The sequence below is a fragment of the Mesorhizobium sp. M1006 genome (assembly GCF_040318825.1).
In the GTDB taxonomy this organism is placed as follows: Bacteria; Pseudomonadota; Alphaproteobacteria; order Rhizobiales; family Rhizobiaceae; genus Mesorhizobium.
Genome location: NZ_JAMYMZ010000002.1, coordinates 53,552 through 72,127, shown reverse-complemented (window position 1 = coordinate 72,127; position 18,576 = coordinate 53,552). Strand labels below are relative to the sequence as shown.

General features: G+C 64.2%; 17 protein-coding genes. 8 read left to right on the top strand and 9 right to left on the bottom strand.

Features of this window, described 5'->3' with window-relative positions; translation table 11 throughout:
• Positions 1-2: 2 nt before the first annotated feature.
• The 9 genes from NKH60_RS02020 to NKH60_RS01980 all read right to left on the bottom strand — a co-directional run bounded on the left by NKH60_RS02020 (position 3) and on the right by NKH60_RS01980 (position 8,601).
• Entirely contained in the window at positions 3-1,376 is a 1,374-nt protein-coding gene (locus NKH60_RS02020; RefSeq protein WP_352502552.1) for an amidohydrolase family protein, read from the bottom strand.
• 39 nt (positions 1,377-1,415) lie between these two features.
• On the bottom strand, positions 1,416-2,984 hold the full coding sequence (locus tag NKH60_RS02015; protein WP_352612503.1) for a GMC family oxidoreductase: 1,569 nt from the start codon (positions 2,982-2,984) through the stop codon (positions 1,416-1,418).
• Positions 2,985-2,991: 7 nt separating this feature from the next.
• Positions 2,992-3,600: a thiamine pyrophosphate-dependent enzyme gene (locus tag NKH60_RS02010; RefSeq protein WP_352612501.1), complete on the bottom strand. Its 609-nt coding sequence runs from the start codon at positions 3,598-3,600 to the stop codon at positions 2,992-2,994.
• Positions 3,597-4,097: a thiamine pyrophosphate-binding protein gene (locus NKH60_RS02005; RefSeq protein ID WP_352612499.1), complete on the bottom strand. Its 501-nt coding sequence runs from the start codon at positions 4,095-4,097 to the stop codon at positions 3,597-3,599. The genes NKH60_RS02010 and NKH60_RS02005 overlap by 4 nt, the downstream gene beginning before the upstream one ends.
• 90 nt (positions 4,098-4,187) lie before the next feature.
• On the bottom strand, positions 4,188-5,108 hold the full coding sequence (locus NKH60_RS02000) for a LysR family transcriptional regulator (RefSeq protein ID WP_352470590.1): 921 nt from the start codon (positions 5,106-5,108) through the stop codon (positions 4,188-4,190).
• Complete coding sequence (locus NKH60_RS01995) at positions 5,109-6,911, bottom strand: adenine deaminase (protein WP_352470591.1); 1,803 nt, start codon at positions 6,909-6,911, stop codon at positions 5,109-5,111.
• 36 nt (positions 6,912-6,947) lie between these two features.
• Positions 6,948-7,583, bottom strand: coding sequence for a glutathione S-transferase family protein (locus NKH60_RS01990; RefSeq protein ID WP_352612496.1), 636 nt, complete (start codon positions 7,581-7,583; stop codon positions 6,948-6,950).
• Positions 7,580-8,302, bottom strand: coding sequence for a Rieske 2Fe-2S domain-containing protein (locus NKH60_RS01985; protein ID WP_352470593.1), 723 nt, complete (start codon positions 8,300-8,302; stop codon positions 7,580-7,582). Before NKH60_RS01985 ends, NKH60_RS01990 begins: the two co-directional genes overlap by 4 nt.
• Positions 8,299-8,601 carry a hypothetical protein gene (locus NKH60_RS01980; protein ID WP_352470594.1) on the bottom strand — a complete coding sequence of 101 codons (303 nt, stop codon included), beginning with the start codon at positions 8,599-8,601 and terminating at the stop codon, positions 8,299-8,301. Before NKH60_RS01980 ends, NKH60_RS01985 begins: the two co-directional genes overlap by 4 nt.
• A gap of 223 nt (positions 8,602-8,824) precedes the next feature.
• On the opposite strand from NKH60_RS01980, the gene add reads away from it, so the two are divergent.
• From add to guaD, 8 genes are all read left to right on the top strand, one after another.
• Positions 8,825-9,865 carry an adenosine deaminase gene (add, locus tag NKH60_RS01975; protein ID WP_352612493.1) on the top strand — a complete coding sequence of 347 codons (1,041 nt, stop codon included), beginning with the start codon at positions 8,825-8,827 and terminating at the stop codon, positions 9,863-9,865.
• 27 nt (positions 9,866-9,892) lie between these two features.
• The gene (locus NKH60_RS01970; protein WP_352612491.1) at positions 9,893-11,014 is read left to right on the top strand and encodes a BMP family ABC transporter substrate-binding protein; all 1,122 of its coding nucleotides are present in this window, start codon (positions 9,893-9,895) and stop codon (positions 11,012-11,014) included.
• Positions 11,015-11,129: 115 nt separating this feature from the next.
• Complete coding sequence (locus NKH60_RS01965) at positions 11,130-12,734, top strand: ABC transporter ATP-binding protein (protein ID WP_352612729.1); 1,605 nt, start codon at positions 11,130-11,132, stop codon at positions 12,732-12,734.
• A gap of 2 nt (positions 12,735-12,736) precedes the next feature.
• On the top strand, positions 12,737-13,789 hold the full coding sequence (locus NKH60_RS01960) for an ABC transporter permease (protein WP_502906610.1): 1,053 nt from the start codon (positions 12,737-12,739) through the stop codon (positions 13,787-13,789).
• Between the two features lie 10 nt (positions 13,790-13,799).
• Positions 13,800-14,735 carry an ABC transporter permease gene (locus NKH60_RS01955; protein WP_352849850.1) on the top strand — a complete coding sequence of 312 codons (936 nt, stop codon included), beginning with the start codon at positions 13,800-13,802 and terminating at the stop codon, positions 14,733-14,735.
• Positions 14,736-14,742: 7 nt separating this feature from the next.
• A complete protein-coding gene (locus NKH60_RS01950) occupies positions 14,743-16,143 on the top strand; it encodes an 8-oxoguanine deaminase (RefSeq protein ID WP_352870970.1) in 1,401 nt (466 codons plus the stop codon).
• A gap of 23 nt (positions 16,144-16,166) precedes the next feature.
• Complete coding sequence (locus NKH60_RS01945; protein ID WP_352470599.1) at positions 16,167-17,030, top strand: aromatic ring-hydroxylating dioxygenase subunit alpha; 864 nt, start codon at positions 16,167-16,169, stop codon at positions 17,028-17,030.
• A 100-nt stretch (positions 17,031-17,130) separates the two neighbouring features.
• Entirely contained in the window at positions 17,131-18,498 is a 1,368-nt protein-coding gene (gene guaD / locus NKH60_RS01940; RefSeq protein WP_352870967.1) for a guanine deaminase, read from the top strand.
• Positions 18,499-18,576: the final 78 nt, after the last annotated feature.

Sequence of the window (18,576 nt, the reverse complement as noted above, 5' to 3'; positions counted from 1 at the left end):
CCTTATTGAGTCCATTGCAGGCTGCCGCCGGAATTCTGGGCAAGGAAAGCGGCGCGCCGGGCGAACAGGCCAGGCGCGACGCGATGGATTTCGGCGATGATCTCGCGCAGGTCGCCGGTGCGCAGCGCGCCGTCCTCGGCCAGGATCTCGCCATCGACCATCGTCAAAGACACGTCGCTGCCGCGCACGGCGTGGACAAGATTGTGATGGAAGTTGAAATAGGGTCCGTCGCGGAAGACCGGCGTCATGCGCGGCGTATCGGTGCGGACCGCGATGATGTCGGCGCGCTTGCCGACTTCAATCGAGCCGATCTCGTGGTCGAGACCGATCGCCCTGGCGCCGAGAATGGTGGCCATGCGCAGCACCTGCCAGCTATCCATGGCGGCGGCGTCGAGGTCCTTGAGCTTGCCCAGCAGCGAAGTCACCTTCATCTCTTCGAACATATCGAAATTGTTGTTCTCCTTCTCGCCGTCGGTGCCGATCCCGACAGGCACGCCGGCCTTCAGCATCTCAGCCACCAACGCGATGCCGCTTGCCAGCTTCATGTTGGAAACAGGATTGTGGGCCACCGAAACGCGGCGCTTGGAAATAAGCTCGATCTCTTCTCGATCGAGCCAGACGGCGTGGGCGATCATGGCGCGCGGCGTTTCGAAGAAGCCAAGGTCGTCCAGCGCGAACATCGGGCGTTTGCCGTAGCGCCGCTTAAATTCCGCGATCTCGATCTCGGCCTCGCTGCAATGCGTGTGGAAGCCGGTGTCGTGTTTCCTTGCGAGTTCGATCGCCCGGCGCTGGCCGGCCCCGTCGGCATAAAACAGATGCTCCAGCCCGACCCACACATTGATACGGCCGCCCGCCTTGCGATGCCAGCCCTCGATCATCGCCTCGTTCATGTCGAGTGTGTCGAAGTAGTTGTAGTCGGGATGCTCGCCGACGTAAGGCACGGCGACCAGGCGGTTGCCGATCGCCTCGGCCGCCCTGGCGCTGCCTTCCATGAACCGCCACATGTCGACGACGGTGGTCGTGCCGCCGAGCACGGATTCCGCGTAGCAGAGCCACGATGCCGCCTCGGCCTCGTGCGGCTGCAGCACGCGATGCATCGGATTGATATGGAGCGTCAGCCAGTCCCAAACCGGCAGGTGCTCCGCCGTGCCGCGCAAAAAACCGGAATGCGCATGGGCATTGACCAGCCCAGGCAAAAGCACCGCATTGTCGAGTTTCTTCACGGCCACGGCCGGATACGCAGCGCGCAATGCTGCGAGTGCGCTGACCGCGGCGATACGACCATCCTCGACCAGCACGGCGCCATCAGGCAACACGTGGTTATCTTCATCCATGGTGAGCAGCGTGTCGGCAGCGAGGATGAGACCTTGGGTCATCGCGGGTACTCCGTGTGCGGTCCGTCGGTCATGACATCCTCAAGCTGCCGCCGCGAGCAGGAAATCGGCGGCGCGCTCGCCGATCATCGTGGCGGGCGCGTGGGTGTTGCAGGTCGGGATCGTTGGGATCACCGAGGCATCGGCAACGTGCAGGCCGTCCAGCCCGTGCACGGCGAGACGGCTGTCGACGACGGCCATCGCGTCCTCGCCCATCTTGGCTGTTCCGCAGGTGTGGAAGAACGTCGTGCACGCCTCGCGGATGAAGGCGATTGTCTCGGTGCGGGTCAGTCGGCGGTCAGGTGCGGCAAAGTTGCGGAAGACACCGGCGTTCGCCTTTGCAGCCGCCATCTCCATCACCATCTCGACCGCAGTGACCATGGCGTCGAGATCTTCCGGTTCCGCCAGAAAGTTCGGTTGGATTTCGAGCGGTCCGCCGGGCTTGCCGTCGAGCAACTTCAAGTGCCCGACGCTCTTCGAGCGCATCAGGCCCGCACCGAAGGAAAAGACATCGCCGGATAGATCGTAGCGCGCGCGGATCGCCGGTTCGGCGCTGTTGCCCTGGACGGGGAAGGCATGCAGGTCGGGCTGCGGCAGGTCCGGCCGCGACTTCCAGTTGACCATCGAGCCACCGCCATTGCCCACTATCGGTCCGATCGGTCGTTTCGCGCGGAAGACGCAGGCCTGCGCCAGCGGATGGTCCTGAAGATTCCTGCCGACACCCGGCAGGGCGCGAACGAGCGCAATGCCAAGGCGCTGCAGTTCGATCGGATCGCCGATGCCCGACAGCATCAGCAGGCGCGGCGTGTCGATGGCCCCGGCCGCGAGCACGATGCTCTCTTGCGCGCGCGTTTCGCAGATTTCGCCGCCGACGAGGTGCTTGACCGCGACGCATCGGCTGCCTTCGACCGTCAGGCCGATGGCCGCGGATCCGGTCAGCACCGTCAGCATCGGGTGATCCAGGATCGGCACGAGATAGCCCGTCGCCGAACTCCAGCGCTTGCCGTCGCAGATGTTGAAATTCGCGGCCGCCGCCCCCTCGTTGCCGGGGCCGTTCGGATCGTCGATTACGGGGATGCCGATTTCGGCCGCGCCATCGATCAGCGCCTGCGCGACCGGGTGCAGTGCCGCCGGCCGCTCGATATGGAGCGGACCGCCCGCTCCGCGAAACTCGCTTGCACCGTCGCGCCAGTCCTCGCAGCGCCGGAAATAGGGCAGCACGTCGGCGAAGCTCCAGCCCTTGGCGCCGCCAGCCTCCCAGGCATCGTAATCTTGCGGATGGCCGCGATACCACATCATCGCGTTGATGGCGCTTGAGCCGCCAAGCAGGCGCCCGCGCGGGATGCCGATGGTACGCCCATTCACCCTCAGTGTCGGAGCATAATCATAGCCCCAGTCATAGGTGCTGCGGCCAAGCGGCACCCACTTGCCGGGGTCCTCGATCTCTTCGAACCCAAGACCCGTCGGGCCGGCCTCGATCAGGAGGACGTCGGCGCCGGCATCGACCAGTCGCCGCGTCACCGCACAGCCACCGGAACCCGAGCCGACCACCACGTAATCGTAGCTGCGTTTCAGTGCGCGTCGGGGGACGACAGGTCCGAGGGTGCCCATGATCTCGTCAGTTGTGCTCGCTCGGGCCCATGATGACGATGCCTTCGCTCGCCTCGACATGGCGGACGAAGATATACTTGTCCTCGCGGCCGTCGCTGTGTTTGCGCTTGATGTCCGGCTGGACCGTTCCCGAGACCTTGGCGACCACTATATAGGGTGCCTCCATGGCGAGCCCCCTTGCGCAATGTGCGTCGAACTCCTCCACCGTGCGCGCCGTATGGGCGTTCTCGACGCCGGCGCCGCGCGCGATCGCGGCAAGGTCGACGCGGCCCAGCGCCGTATGGGTCGGCGGGCCGCCGATCGACTGGTAGCACTCATTGTCCCAGACCACGACGAAGAGGTTCTTCGGCTGCTCGTTTCCGAGCGTGGCCAGAATGCCCAGGTTGAAGAGCAGGCCGCCATCCGTATCGAGCGAAATGACGCGGCGGTGCGGCAGGCCGGCGGCGAGCCCGAAGGCCTGCGGCGTGACGCAGCCGAGTTGCTGCTGGAACAGACTCGCCTCGCGCATATGCGGCGCGGCGTTGTACCACTCGTCGACGCTGCCGCCGAGCGAAAGGATCACCAGCTCATCCTTCAGCCGCGCGGCGAGCGCCTTCATGCAGTCGAAGCGTTTCACCGCACCACCTCGCCGCCGAGCGCCACAGCCGAATGGTAATAGGACGCATAGGACCAGGAATAGGCGTCAAGGATGGCGCGCTCGATCTTCGCCTCCTCTGTGACGATCCGGTATGGCACGCGCAGCGCGTTCAGCACCGGCTCCATGGTGATGCCATGCGGGACTGCCCACCAGTTGTTCTCGCCGAGCTCGCCGCGATAGCTCATCAGCATCACGACCGGGATGCCGGCTCCAAGGCCCATGCGGGCCAGCGGCTCGACCGAGGCGCGCAAGCCGGAATTTTCCATGACCAGCGCCGCGCGCTTGCCCGACAGGAAGACCCCGCCACATATCGCCGCGCCCTCACCCTCGTTGGTGACGCGGATCGTGCGGATATCCGGATCGGCATCAAGGGCCGGATAGAGCTCCTTGAACAACGAATCGGGCAGATAGCAGACGATGCTCACTCCCGCCCGCTTAAGCCCCCGAATGACCGCGTCGACCGCACTCTGCTTCATGACATCCCCTTCGGCCGGGAAGTCTCGCAAAGCTCAGTTGTTCGAGATAGGGACAAATTACTCTCTTTATCGATGCGCAAAATGCAACAACTAATCATGCAACGCCTCGACCATGCGGGCCAGCAGCGCCGCGAATGCGGAGGCCGCATCCGACATTTCGCGTTCAAGCCGGGCGAGCAGCATCAGCCGGTGCGGGTTCATGCGAGAATCGCGCAACGGCACGAAAACGAGCGATCCGTCAGCCACTTCCGGCTCGATGCCGAGCTTGGTGCGAAGCACCACGCCGAGGTTGAGGCGCACCATCTCGGTCATCAGTCCGATCGAGTTGGTCCGTGACCGTCGCGTGATGTCGATCATGGAGCGCCCGATCGCATCGTCGATCGAAATGCCCAAAGCAAGGCTGTTGTCCGAGACGATGACCTGTTCGCCGGCAAGATCGAACAGCTTCACTTCCTTGCGGCCGGCAAGGCGGCTGCCCGGATGAGCGACGACGCCCAGCGGCAGAGGCGTGCTCGCGATCTTGCGCACGTTGCGCGGCACGCGCACGTCGAAAGCAAGCGCCAGATCGCATTCGCCGTCGGCAACCGCATCGCAGGCGCGCTGCGACCCGGCGACATGCACATCGACCGATATCTGCGGGTGGCGCTTCCAGAATTCCTTAAGCGCGTTCGGCACCAGCCCGCGCGCCGCGCTCTCCACGATCGCCACGGACAACGAGCCGCGGTTGAGGCCACTGAGATCATTGATCTCGGACGAGGCGCGCGCCAACTCGGTGATGCTCTGACGCGCGTGGTAGAGCAGAAGCTCGCCTGCGCTGGTCAGTTTCAGTCGCTGGCGCACACGCTCGAAGAGCGGCGTGCCCAGTTCGTCCTCCAGGCCCTTGATGACGCGGCTGATGGAGGATGGCGCCACGTTGAGCGCCTGCGCGGTCTGGCGAACCGAGCCCAGCCGCGCGACCATTTGGAAATAATGGATGCGCGGTGAGACCAGCCCAAGTCGGAAGGGATCCACTCAGGCGGCCTCAAAGGCGGGGACGATCTCCATTTCCGGCACCAGCACGAGACCTTTGTCGGTGATACGGATTTCGGGGATGACCGAGAGCGGGATGAGGTTGAAGCCCATATAGGGAATGCAGCAGCCGGCCGCCTCCCATTCCCGTTTGAGGATCTTCACCTCCTCCGCGACCTCAGTGACGCGCTTGTCGGACAAAAGGCCGGCGATCGGCAGTTCAACCATGGCAGTCACTTTGCCGTCGACGACGACACAGACGCCGCCTTGCGTTTCCTCGATCGCCCGCAGCGCCACCTGCATGTCGGCCTCGTTGAGGCCGGCGATGATGATGTTGTGGCTGTCGTGACCGACAGACGATGCGACGGCGCCGCGTCGCAGCGTGAAATTGCTGAGCAGCCCGTAGGCGACGTTGCCGTCCGACTTGCCATGGCGCTCGACCACAGTGACGAAGCACAGGCCGTGGCGGTCGAAATGGTTCTGCCAATCGTTGGACGGATCGAGCGTGATCTTCTGGTGGCCGAGCGTGATCCCCGGCAGTTCGGTGCGGATGGTATGCGCCACCACCTTGCCGGTTGGCAGCTCCGGCGTCAGCTTGATCTGCTTCGGCAGCTTCACTGTGTGGTAGGCCGTGTCCGGATAGCGGTAGCGGGTCGAGAGGGCCTGGTCGAGCAGCGGCATGATCTTGCCGTCATCGACGACGAGTTCGCCGCCATACCACGTGCTAACGGGATCGAAGCCGTCGTCGAGCAGCACCAGGTCGGCACGGCGGCCACCACCGAGGCCTCCGATTTCGCCTTCCATTGCAAAGCGCGTCGCGCCATGCAGCGAGCCCATCGACCAGGCCTGCTCCGGCGTCATGCCGGCCTTCATCGCCTCGCGCGTCACCCAGTCCAGGCCGAAGAGCATCAGGTCGTCAGCATCGCGGTCGTCGGTGCAGACCGCGATGCGCTTATGCGAGGCTCCGAGTTCCGTAATCGTCTTGATCGCTGCGGGCAGGCTGTGCCACGGTGTCGTCGGCGGGCCGCCACGCAGGAACAGCCAGATGCCGGCCTCGAGCATGTCGTCGGCGATCTCGCGGTCGATCGCCTCATGGGTATCGGTGACGCCGGAGGCCGCATAGGCCGACACGAATTCGCGTCCATAGACGTGTCCCGACACCGGGCGGCCGCGTCTCAGCGCCGCAGCGAGGATGGCATGGCTGCGTTCATCGCCCATAGCCACTGGCACGAAATCCATCTTCTCGCCTAGCGCCACGGCTTCCGGCCATTTGTCGAACAATGCGCCGATCTTCTCGGCTGTCAGGTCGCCACCGGCCGTTTCCAGCAACGGCGAAGTTGCCGGGACGGTGCTCGGAACCGTCAGGAAAATGGACAACGGCGCCAGGCGCGCGTCCTCCAGCATCGCCTCGATGCCAGCAACGTCCATGACGTTGCCGATCTCGTGGCTGTCGCAGAAGAGGGTCGTGGTGCCGTTGAGCAGCGCCGCCTCGGCGTAGGCGCAGGCCGTCACCATCGAGGATTCGATGTGGATGTGCGGATCGACCAGGCCGGGGGCGACGATGCCGCCCCTGGCGTCATATATCCTGGCGCTGCCACCCTTATAAGTGCCGGCCGGCTTCACAGCGGCGATCCGCCCTCCCGACAACCAGATCTCGCGGCCTGGAAGCACGCGCTCCGAATAGGTCGACAACACGCGTGCGCCGGCAATGACCAGATCGGGATCGGCTCGCCCGGAAGCGACGCCGGCCAGCCGCCGGGTCATGGACGAGAGCGGCTGGACGGAAAAGCGCGTGAGAGAGGTCATTCTGTTGCTTGCCTCGTTCTCGTCGAATGTTGGGCGTCAATGGTAATCGGGGATGCCCGGCATGGTCGTGAAGCCCGGAAGCGCGCGGAAGCGACGCACCCAGCGGCGCAGCGCCGGATACTCGTCATGGTCGACGCCGAAATCGCGGCTCAGCGCAAACGCCGGAAAAAGCGCGATGTCGGCGATGGTCGGGCGGTCCGCAGCGAACCATTCTTTCTTGTCGAAACCCCGCGCGGTCATATGGTCGTCCATGGCGCGGAGTGCGTGCGCGGCACCGGCCCGCAGCGCAGCCTCGTCGCCGCCGGCGCCGAACATGGCATGGCGGCGCGCGGCGCCGGCAACGCCGAGATCGCCGGCCGCGAAGAAAAGCCACTGCATCACCTTGGCGAAATCCGAACCATCCGCCGGCAGCCATGCACCCGTTGAATCGTGGCTGCGCGCCAGATGGACGATGATGGACTCGGCGCCGAACATCGTCACCTCGTCGTCGCGGAGAATGGGCAGGCTGCCCGCCGGGTTCATGGCCAGGAATGGCGGCGTCTTCTGCTCCGCCCCCGGAAATGCATCGACTGCAACGGTCTGCCATTCCAGGCCGAGCATGGAAAGCGCCAGCCGCACCTTGTAGCAGTTTTCGTCCAGCTCGTAGTTGTAGAGCGTGATCCTCGCCATCATGCAGCCCGCGTCGTCGAGGTCGCGCCGGTACGCCCGGTCTCGAGATGATGACGCAGCTCGCTCGTCCAAGCGAAGAAATGCTTCTGCCCCTTGCCGGCATACTTGGCTGCCGGTCCGTCAATCACGATGTGTAGGGCCGATCGTTTGTCGGTCAGTTCCTGCAGGCCAAGAAGCAGCGTGTCTTCGCCGACCGTCAGGCTGAACAGCATCCCGCTCAGCGCCTTCAGCTCAGCGAGCCCGGATCCGCGGGAGAAGGGCCTGGGCGGCATGGCCCTCACGACATCGATCACCATTGCGGCGGGACTGTCGAGATGCAGGCTGCGGACCGGCACCACCTCCTCTGCCAAGGCAGGCAATTCGGGCAATGCTGCTGCCGGATCCAGTGCCGTCCAGACTATCCCAGCCGCCTCGGCCGATCTGTGGGCAGACACGGTAATGGACGCCGGCACCCTGAGATCGGGGTGGGCCGGAATGTATCGGCACTGGCCGGCCGCATCGTACTGCCAGCCGTGATAAAGACAGGCAATATGATCGCCGCGGACAAAACCGAAGCTCAGCTTCATACCGCGATGCGGGCAGCGATCCTCCCACACATGCGCTGCGCCACTGTTGTCGCGCCAGACCACCAGCTCGTTTCCGCCAAGGCGGATTCCGGCCGAACTGCCCGGCTCGATCGATCCCGACAGCGCCACTGGGTGCCATCCAGCCTGTATCGTCATTCTGCGTCTTTCCCTCTGGAATATTCCCAAATTTCGGCCCGTTCGCAGTCCATCACCAGACAGTCGATTGGCCCCAAGCTACATGCCATCTCGAAGGCATCGATGAGATCGGGCTGGCCCGAAACCTGGACGACAAAAAAATCGTCCGCGGCTTCGTGCACCAGCAGATCGAGATTGAGCCGAGCGGCACGCCTGTCGGCGAACTCGCCAAAGCTCGACGACACCAGTCGGCCGATGAAGCGCAGGCGCGTTGTTTGAGGCGGAGGCGCAGGGTTCTGCGCTTCCCGTAGGTGCTTCATGCCTATATTTCTCCCGGCCTGCACATTTTTTAAGCAGTTTTAGAATGTGTCTAGTTAGGCATCATTTTTTGGCTTGTGCAAGCCCCGTTTCCCTGACATCTGTTGCGTATCAGGTGATCGGACAGTTGGAAAAAGCCGCGATTATCGAACAACTCGGCAGCCGTCCGTCGCCCAAGAAAACCAGGTGCGGCTTGGGATTGCCAATCCGGGCGAGTGAGCGTCGATGTCGTTGTCAAGTTTCATTCAGCTCATGCCGAAGGTCGAGTTGCACTTGCACCTCGAGGGCGCCGTATCCACAGAGACATTCGCCGAGCTGGCGGCGCTGAACGCGGTGCCGCTGCCGGACGGCAGACCGACATCGGAGCTCTACAGCTACGGCAACCTGCTGGATTTCCTGAAGATTTACGATCTGGTTTGCGCCTCGATCAGGACTGCGGACGATTTCTCTCGCATCACCTTCGAGGCACTGGAGCGCTGCGCTAAAGCCGGTGCGCGCTACGTCGAACTGTTCTTCAGCCCGCATGCGCATCTGGCTCATGGCGTGGCCTATTCGACTATGCTCGAAGGCATCCTCGACGGCTTTCACCGCGCAAAGGAGCGCTATGGGCTTATGGCAAAGCTGATACCGGCGCATGCGAAGCCGCTCGGCGCGGCAGGTGGCGAGCGCTTCCTGGACATGGTTCTGGCCGAGCGCCCGGCTGAGGTGATCGGCATCGGCTTCGATTACGACGAACGCCCGAACCCACCGCCGATGTTTGCGCGCATCGTCGAGCGAGCGCGGGCTGCCGGGCTCAATGTCACCAACCATGCAGGCGAGGATGGCCCGGCGGACTATGTCCGCGATACCGTCGACGTCCTCGGCCTGAGACGGGTCGACCACGGCTACCATGTCGTCGACGATCCGGCGCTGATGGAGCAGTGCAAGGAGATGGGCATCGTCTTCACCTGCTGTCCGAGCACGACGCTGGCCACCACCGTCTGGCGTGACCTCGCCGCGCCCGACCACGCGATCCGCCGCATGATCGAGGCCGGGCTTACCGTGACGATCCACTCCGACGATCCGCCCATGTTCGCCACGACGCTCGACCGCGAATACGCGCTGATCGCCGAAAATTTTGCGCTCGGGCCGCCGGCACTGAAGCGGATCGCGCTGGCTGGCCTGTCCGCAGCATGGCTCGACGACGACATCAAGCAGGCATGGCTGGCCGACTGGTCGGCAGAAATCGACCGCCTCATGGAAACCGAACTGTCTCTCCCGAACTGAACACGACACGGAACAAAGGACCGAAGCATGATCGACCTGCGCAATCTCTCCCGCCGAGGCTTCCTCAACATGGGCGCCGCGGCCGGCGCCTCGCTGCTCCTGCCGAAATCCGGCCTTATCACGCCCGCCCATGCACAGACGCCGCTCGCCGCCGTCGCCGAGGAAAACGCGGTCATCGCCTTCGGCCACACCGGTCCGGTGACCGATGAAGGCTGGACCTGGAGCCACGACCAGGGCATGAAGGCCGTGCAGGAAGCGTTCCCGAAGCTGAAGACGCTGTTCGTCGAAAGCATCCCCTATTCGGCCGACGCGACCCGCACCTTCCGCCAGTTCGTCTCGGAAGGTGCCAACATGGTGTTTGCCACCTCCAACTATGGCGACTTCCTCTACGACGTGGCCAAGCGTTCGCCGGACGTCGCCTTCTATGAATGCGATGGCCGCAACCCGCTCGAAAATCTCTCGACCTACTATCTCGCCCACTGGTACCCGACCTACGTCACCGGTGTCGCCGCGGGCCTGATGAGCAAGAGCGGCAAGCTCGGCTACGTCGCCTCCTTCCCTGTTCCGTCGGTCTTTTCCGGCACCAATGCCTTCCTGATGGGCGCCCGTTCGGTCAATCCCAACGCCACGATGCAGACCATCGTCATCAACTCGTGGTTCGATCCGCAGGCTGCCACCCAGGCCGGCACCGCGCTCATCGACAACGGCGCCGACCTTCTGTTCGGCATCATGGACGAAGCAGGCTATCTACAGGTGGCCGAGCAGCGCGGCGCGAAGGCCGTGATGTGGAATACCGACATCCGCCGCTACGGGCCGAAGGCCTACGTCTCCTCGATCGCCATCGACTTCAAGAAATTCTATGTCGAGCAGGTGCGCCTGCGCCTCGAAGGCAAGTGGACGCCCTCGCAGACCATCCTGCCGATGGGCGGCGGTATCGACCGCGATGCCTGGGGCGAGACGGTGCCCACCGAGGTCGCAAAGCAGGCCGATGCCGTGCGCGACAAGATTCTCGGCGGCTGGAGCCCGTTCGAGGGCGAGATCAAGGACACCAAGGGCAACGTCAAGGTGGCTGCCGGCCATCGCATGACCGAAGAGGAACTCTACAACTGGGATTGGTCGATCGAAGGCGTCAGCGGCCTCCAAGCGTAATCCCGAAAGATTGCAGAGTTTTCGGATAGACTATGCGGCAGAAGGCAAAGAGCTAAGCGGGATGAATGATTTTGTTCCAGTTCATCATGCTTCGAGCGAGCACCGCTACGGCGGCATGGAGGTGCCGTCCACCTCCCCGGGACGTTACGAGCCTGGCTCCGGCGCGCCGCCGCTCGTGCTGCTCAAGGGCATCAGCAAATATTTCCCCGGCGTCGTTGCTAACCAGGACGTCGACCTGGACGTGATGCCGGGGGAGATCCACGCCTTGCTCGGCGAGAATGGCGCCGGCAAATCGACCTTGATGAACATCCTCACCGGCATCTATCAGCCGGATGCCGGTGAGATCGTCGTCGACGGCTATGCCAAGCGTTTCGCATCTCCCGTCGATGCAATCTCCGCCGGTATTGGCATGGTCCACCAGCATTTCAAGCTGGTGACCGCCTTCACGGTCGCCGAGAATATTCATCTCGGCTGGTCCGAAACGCCCAAGCGTGTTGGCTCGTCGGTGCTCGAGGCGCGGACTGCCGCACTGGCCGAGAAGCTGAACCTCGCGGTACGGCCATCCGCGCGCGTCGCCGATCTTTCGACCGGCGAGCAGCAGCGCGTGGAAATCCTACGCGTGCTCGCGCGCAATGCCCGTGTTCTGATCCTCGACGAGCCGACTGCAGTGCTTACTCCGGCGGAAGCGCGCGAGCTCTTCAAGGCGCTCAAGCAGTTCGTGTCCCGGGGCAATGCGGTGATCTTCATCAGCCACAAGCTCGACGAGGTCCTGGAAATATCAGACCGCATCACTGTGCTGCGCGGCGGCCGCAAGGTGGCCACCGAAAATACCGCGGACTGCGGCGAGAAGATGCTGGCGCGCCTGATGGTTGGCCGTGAGATCGTGCTCAGCAATCTGCGTGCCAGGCAGCCAGGCGCGGCCGGCATCTCCGCCGAGCCGGTGCTCAGCCTCAAATCCGTCGTCGCGCGTGACGACGTGGGCGGCATCCTTCTCGACGAGGTTTCGCTCGACATCCATGCCGGCGAGATTCTCGGCATCGCCGGTGTGGCCGGCAACGGCCAGAAGGAGCTGACCCAGGTCGTCACCGGCTTGCGGCCGATCCACTCGGGCCAGATACTGCTCGGCGGAAAGGACGTCACGACCGCCGGCGCGGTCGATTACGCCAAGTTCGGCGTCGGCCACATTCCCGAAGACCGGCTGCACAGCGGCCTGGCGCCGGCGCTTTCAATCACCGACAACGCCATAATCCGCGAATATGCGTCGGCGCCTGTTTCAAAGGGCTTCGCGTTTCGACCGCGCCTAGCGGCTGCTCTCGCGCGCACGATCGCCGAAGCGGCATCCGTTGCGGTGCCCAATTTCGGCATGCCCATGCGCAACCTTTCCGGCGGTAATCAGCAGCGCCTCGTCGCACGCCGCGAGATGCGCATCGCAAGTAAGGTTCTGATCGCCGCCTATCCGAGCCGTGGCCTCGATGTCGGCGCGATCAACACGATGATGCACTATCTCGTCGAATTGCGCGATGCCGGCGTCGGTGTGCTCTTCATTTCCGAGGAGCTGGAAGAGCTGTTCAACCTGTCGGATCGCATCGCCGTGATGTTCCATGGCAGGATCATGGGCGCGGTGGAGACTGCCTCCACCGACATCGAGGAAATCGGCCTGATGATGGGCGGGCAGATGCGGTCCAGTGCTGGCGCCCAGGCCGCTGCCGGGAAGCACTGACCTTGGCGATCAAGCTCCAGCGCGTTCCATCCGCGCAGCCCTCCGTTGCCTTTGCGGCACGTGCCCTGGCGATCGTGCTGGCGCTGGGGGTCGCCGGCCTGGTTCTGGCCGCTCGCGGCAATGCTCCCGTCGAACTCGCCTGGGAGGTGCTCAACTCGACTTTTGGCTCGAGCTTCGGGCTGGAAGACGTCGGACTTCTGGTCACTCCCCTGATCCTGACCGGCCTGTCGGTCTGGGTAGCGCTGAGAATCGGCGCCTGGAACATCGGCGCGGAGGGCCAATTCTATGCCGGCGCCTTCAGCGCCACGGCGGTCGCGCTGTTCATTCCCGGCCCGACCTGGCTGATCCTGCCTGTTATGTTCATCGCTGGCGCGCTCGGCGGGCTGCTCTGGATACTGGTGCCGACGCTGGCGCGCGCCTACGCCGATGTCAGCGAACTCATCACCACCCTGCTTCTGAATTTCGTGGCGACGCTGATGGTCTATTACGTCGCCACCGGACCATGGCTCGACCCGAGCGGCCATGCGCTCGCGACCACTGCACGTCTGCCGCATGACGTGCCTGAATTCTGGGGTATCGTACACTACGGTTTCCCGCTGGCGATCCTGCTCACCTTTGTCATCGCAGGACTGCTCAACTACACGCGCTGGGGCTACGAGGTAAGGATCGCTGGGTCGAATCCAAGCGCGGCGCTTTATGCGGGCATGCCGTTCCGCCGCCGCCTGATCGTCGTCCTGCTGATGTCGGGAGCGATCGCCGGCATCGCCGGTATGCTGGAAGTAGCTGGCACGGTGCATCGCCTGCAGGGCGGCATCTCCAACAATTTCGGCTATCTCGGCATCATGGTCGCGGTGCTGGCGCGCGGTTCCTCACTTGGCGTGCTCGCAGGCGCGGCTTTGATGGGCGTCATCCTGAATTCGGGCATCATCCTGCAGACGCAAGGCATCACCGTATCGGCCGTGCTCGCCATCACCGGACTGATCCTGTTCTTCACGGCGATCGGCAACGAACTCGCTCACTACCGCATCACGCGGACCGAACCGGTCGCGAGCTGAGGAAACACCCATGGACATGATCGCCGGACTGATCCAGACCTCCATTCTCGCCGGCGGCGTGCTGGCGCTGGCGGCGCTGGGCGAGACGCTCTCCGAGCGCGCCGGCGTCGTCAATCTCGGCGTCGAAGGGCTTATGGCGCTCGGTGCAATCACTGGCATCGCGGTCGTCGTCGCCACGCCGCACCCTATGCTCGGCTTCGTCCTTGCGCTTGTCGTCGGTTTCCTCGTTGGCTGCGTCTTCGCTCTTGGCACCGTCGTCGTCAAAGCGAACCAGGTGTTGTGCGGCCTGGCGCTGACGCTGATGGGCACAGGCATGGCCGCAACGATCGGTCGCGCCTATTCCGGCATGCCGGCGCCGGCGACCTTCGCGCCGATTGCTGTTCCCTATCTTCGCGACATCCCGCTGCTCGGTCGCGCGATCTTCACGCAGAACATCCTTGTCTACCTGATCTACATCGTCCTGCCGGTTGTGCTGCACTACATCATGTTCCGCACGCGCCACGGGCTGAACATGCGCGCGGCGGGCGAAAACCCCGCGGCAGCCGACGCCGCCGGCATTTCGGTGCAAAGCATCCGCTTCTGGTATGTCGCCGCGGGCTCGGCGCTGGCGGCCGGCGCCGGCGCTTACCTCACGCTTGCCTTCGTTCCCTCCTGGTCGGAAGGCGTCGTGGCCGGCCGCGGCTGGATTGCCGTCTCTCTCGTCATCTTCGCAGGCTACCGGCCCCTCAACGCCGTGCTGGCCGCTCTGCTGTTCGGTCTCATCACCTCTCTCGGCTTCGTCGGCCAAGCACGCAACTGGCCGATCGCGGCGCCGATCCTGTCGATGCTTCCCTATCTCGGCACGATCGCCCTGATCATCGTGCCGGTGCTTGCCTGGCAGCGCATGCGCCGGGTAATGGCCGCGCCGGCTGCTCTCGGCGAACCCTATTTCCGCGACATGCGTTGAGACCGTCATGCCCCGCCTGCTTGTCAAGAACATCGATCTGCTCGCCACCTTCGACGGTACGCGCCGCGAGATTTCCGACGGCGCCTTGTTGATCGACGACAACGTCATCGAAGCGGTCGGCACCACCGCGGAACTCAGTGCCTCCAGTGCCGACGAGGTGCTCGACCTATCGGGCCATGTCGTCATGCCGGGCATGGTGAACACGCATCATCATATGTACCAGAACCTCACCCGTGTGATGGCTCAGAACGACGAGCTGCTTGTCTGGCTGAAGACGCTCTATCCGATCTGGGCCGAGCTCGACGACGATGCGATAAGCGTCTCGGCGCGCGTAGCGATGGCCGAGCTCATCCATTCGGGCTGCACGACCAGCTCCGATCACCTCTACATCTTGCCCAACAACTGCACGCTCGACGCGACGATCGGTGCGGCCCGCGATATCGGTCTGCGTTTCCACGCTGCGCGTGGAGCCATGTCGCGCGGCGAAAGCCAGGGCGGCTTGCCGCCGGATCGCTGCGTCGAAAAGGAAGAGGATATCCTGAAGGATGCCGAACGGCTGATCGGCGGCTATCACGACGCGTCGCGGCATTCGATGAGCCGAATCATCCTGGCTCCTTGCTCGCCTTTCTCGGTGACTCCGGAGTTGATGCGCGATGCGGCATCGCTGGCGCGCAGCCACAAGGGCGTGAACCTGCATTCGCACCTTGCCGAAGAGCTTTTCGAGGAGAAGTACTGCCTCGAAATCTATGGCAAACGGCCGGTCGAGTTCGCCGAATCCGTCGGCTGGCTCGGTGACGACGTCTGGTTCGCCCACTCGATTTTCATGACCAGCGACGAGATCGACCGCTTCGCCGAAACCGGCACCGGGGTCGCCCATTGCCCGTCGGCTAACATGCGCTGCGGCCAGGGCATCGCGAAAATCCGCGAGATGCTCGACAAGGGCGTGAAGGTCGGCCTTGGCGTCGACGGCTCGGCCTCGAACGACACGTCGAACCTGTTCATGGAAGCGCGGCTGGCGCTGATGCTTCAGCGTGTCGCGCCGCACCACTACCTCTCCGAAAAGCCCGGCGGCCGCGGCGGTTTCGGCGGCACGCCGACGGCGCTGTCCGCGCGCGAGGCCCTCGAAATGGCGACGCGCGGTGGCGCTGCCCTGCTCGGCCGCAATGACATCGGCCATCTCGCGCCCGGCATGTGCGCCGACTTCATCGCGGTCAAACGCAGCCAACTCGGCCTTTCCGGCACCGAGCGCGACCCGCTCGCCGCGCTGGTGCTTTGCGGACCCTTCAAGGTCGACTATTCCTACATCAACGGCCGGCAGATTATCGCGAGAGGCGACTTCGCCTCTTTCGATGTCGAGGCGGCGATGGCCGACCACCGGGCCGTGATGGACCGCATCTATCGGCAGTGAGATAGCACAGGAAGGACGCAACAATGACCATTAAGCGAGCTGCGGAGCAGGCGGCCCTCGACCAATGGTATTGCATTGACGCGCTGAACGAGATTCCGGTCGGCACGATGCCGAACCGGCTTCTGGGCGTCGATCTGTTGGTAGCCCGCGATACGGCAGGCCCGGTCAATGTGTCGCGTGCCGGCGACGGCAGCCAAGTCCCGGCCAAGGAACGCTACGGCTATCTATGGATCACGCTCGGCATGCCGGCCGGCGATGTGCTGTCGATCCCGGAGGCCTATGAGGACGATCGCCGGCCTGTCGTTTGCGGAGCGATCGCGGTAAAGGCGTCCGGCCTGCGCATCGTCGAGAATTTCCTCGACATGGCGCATTTCCCCTTCGTCCATACCGACATATTGGGCGCCGAGCCGCACACGGAAGTGCGGCATTACACAACCGAAATCCGCCGCGACGTGGACGAGGTGTGGGCGACCAACTGCGAATTCTTCCAGCCGCAGGCAGCACTCTCGGCGACCGGCGGCATCATGACCCAATACATGTACCGGGTCGCCAATCCTTTCGCGGTGATGCTCTACAAGACCTGCCCCAACTCGGCTACCCGGTGGGACGTGATCTGTCTGTTCGTGCAGCCCCTCGATCCGGACCGCTGCCGCGCGCACCCCGTCATGTTCCTGATCGACGACGTATCGACCACGACCGAACTTGTGCAGTTCCAGCAGCTTATCTTCCTGCAGGACCGCATCATCCTGGAGAACCAGCGGCCACTTCTTTTGCCGCTCGAGCCGCGCGCGGAAATCCCGACGCGGGCCGACGGCTCGTCGATCGCCTATCGCCGCTGGCTGAAGGAGAAGGGCATCACCTACGGCACGACGGCGCAAGCCGCATGAGCGGCAGCCCTTCCGATATTGTCATCGGCATCGACGGACGGGCAATCGCGCTCTGGCGCTTCGCGACGGCAGTGCGTAGCTGTTCTTCGGCGGAGGACAGGTGAGCGACCTGAGCGGCAAGACGCTTCTGGCCAGCGGCTTTCACGCGCCGGAGCGCGGGCTCGTGGAAGAGTTGCTCCATGCCCTGATCGCAATCGATCAATCAGGCATCATCGCCTCGGTGCTGCATCCGCATGATGCCGGCTATGGCGAGGCGCTGGAGGCCGCGCGCCGGACCGGTTCGCTGGCGACCTTGCCGGCGCAGAGTTATCTGCTGCCCGGCTTCGTCGATCTTCACGTGCACGCGCCGCAATATCCGCAGCTCGGCAGGGCGCTGGACGTGCCGCTCGAGGCCTGGCTCCACAAACACACGTTTCCCCTGGAGGCGCGCTACGCCGATCTCGCCTTCGCGCGGCGCAGCTACGGCCTGCTGGTCGACGACCTGATCGCTAATGGCACGACCACAGCGCTCTACTTCGCAACCATCCACCAGGACGCGACAAGGCTGCTCGTCGACATTTGCCTCGAACGGGGGCAACGTGCGCTGGTCGGCAAAGTGGCGATGGACAATCCCGACGAGTGCCCGGCCTACTATCGCGATACCTCGGCGGACGCGGCCATCGATGGCACGCGCGCTCTGATCGACTACGTGCATGGGCATCCGGACAATGCCACGGGACGGGTAAAGCCGGTCATTACGCCGCGCTTCATCCCCTCCTGTACCGACGCCGCCCTCAAAGGGCTCGGCACGCTTGCGCAGGAATGCGGCTGCCATGTGCAGACGCATTGCTCGGAGAGCGACTGGGCGCATGGCTACGTGCTGCAGCGCCACGGGATCAGCGACACGTCTAGCCTTGATCGCTTTGGCCTGCTGCGCGCCGGCAGCGTGCTCGCGCACGCCAATTTCATTACGCTTGCCGACATGGAGACGATCCGCGTGCGCAAGGCGGCCGTGGCGCACTGCGCCGTCTCCAACGCCTACTTCGCAGGCGCCGTGTTCCCGTTGAGGGCGGCCCTCGAGAAGGGTGTCAAGGTCGGGCTCGGCACCGACATTTCCGGGGGACCGAGCGCCTCGATGTTCGATGCGATGCGCGCGACGGTCATGTCGTCGCGCATGCTGGAAACCGGCACCGACCCGGCGCTAGCGGCCGAGACGCGCGGCACGGCCGGAACAGCACGCGTCGACTTTCGCGAGTCCTTCCACCTGGCGACGGCAGGCGGTGGCGTGGCACTCGGCTTGCCTGTGGGGCGATTCTCGCCTGGCTACCATTTCGATGCGATCCTGGTCGACACCGCCGCGACCAGAGGCACAATTCACCTGTGGGACGAACTCGACGACGGCGACGGCATCCTTCAGAAGATCGTCTACTCCGCTTCCAGGGCCAACATCGCGTCGGTCTGGGTCGGCGGGAGAGCTGTTCTCGCCTAAGCGGACCGGAGGCTGTGCCGAGAACCAGGACTCTTCCCGTTTTATTCCTTACGGTCGGGGGCACGTCATGGATTTTGA

Coding starts and splice junctions, on each gene's coding strand:
- NKH60_RS02020 (WP_352502552.1), bottom strand. CDS start 1,376: ATGACCCAAGGTCTCATCCTCGCTGCCGACACGCTGCTCACCATGGAT.
- NKH60_RS02015 (WP_352612503.1), bottom strand. CDS start 2,984: ATGGGCACCCTCGGACCTGTCGTCCCCCGACGCGCACTGAAACGCAGC.
- NKH60_RS02005 (WP_352612499.1), bottom strand. CDS start 4,097: ATGAAGCAGAGTGCGGTCGACGCGGTCATTCGGGGGCTTAAGCGGGCG.
- NKH60_RS01995 (WP_352470591.1), bottom strand. CDS start 6,911: ATGACCTCTCTCACGCGCTTTTCCGTCCAGCCGCTCTCGTCCATGACC.
- NKH60_RS01990 (WP_352612496.1), bottom strand. CDS start 7,583: ATGATGGCGAGGATCACGCTCTACAACTACGAGCTGGACGAAAACTGC.
- NKH60_RS01985 (WP_352470593.1), bottom strand. CDS start 8,302: ATGACGATACAGGCTGGATGGCACCCAGTGGCGCTGTCGGGATCGATC.
- NKH60_RS01980 (WP_352470594.1), bottom strand. CDS start 8,601: ATGAAGCACCTACGGGAAGCGCAGAACCCTGCGCCTCCGCCTCAAACA.
- add (WP_352612493.1), top strand. CDS start 8,825: ATGTCGTTGTCAAGTTTCATTCAGCTCATGCCGAAGGTCGAGTTGCAC.
- NKH60_RS01970 (WP_352612491.1), top strand. CDS start 9,893: ATGATCGACCTGCGCAATCTCTCCCGCCGAGGCTTCCTCAACATGGGC.
- NKH60_RS01965 (WP_352612729.1), top strand. CDS start 11,130: ATGGAGGTGCCGTCCACCTCCCCGGGACGTTACGAGCCTGGCTCCGGC.
- NKH60_RS01955 (WP_352849850.1), top strand. CDS start 13,800: ATGGACATGATCGCCGGACTGATCCAGACCTCCATTCTCGCCGGCGGC.
- NKH60_RS01950 (WP_352870970.1), top strand. CDS start 14,743: ATGCCCCGCCTGCTTGTCAAGAACATCGATCTGCTCGCCACCTTCGAC.
- NKH60_RS01945 (WP_352470599.1), top strand. CDS start 16,167: ATGACCATTAAGCGAGCTGCGGAGCAGGCGGCCCTCGACCAATGGTAT.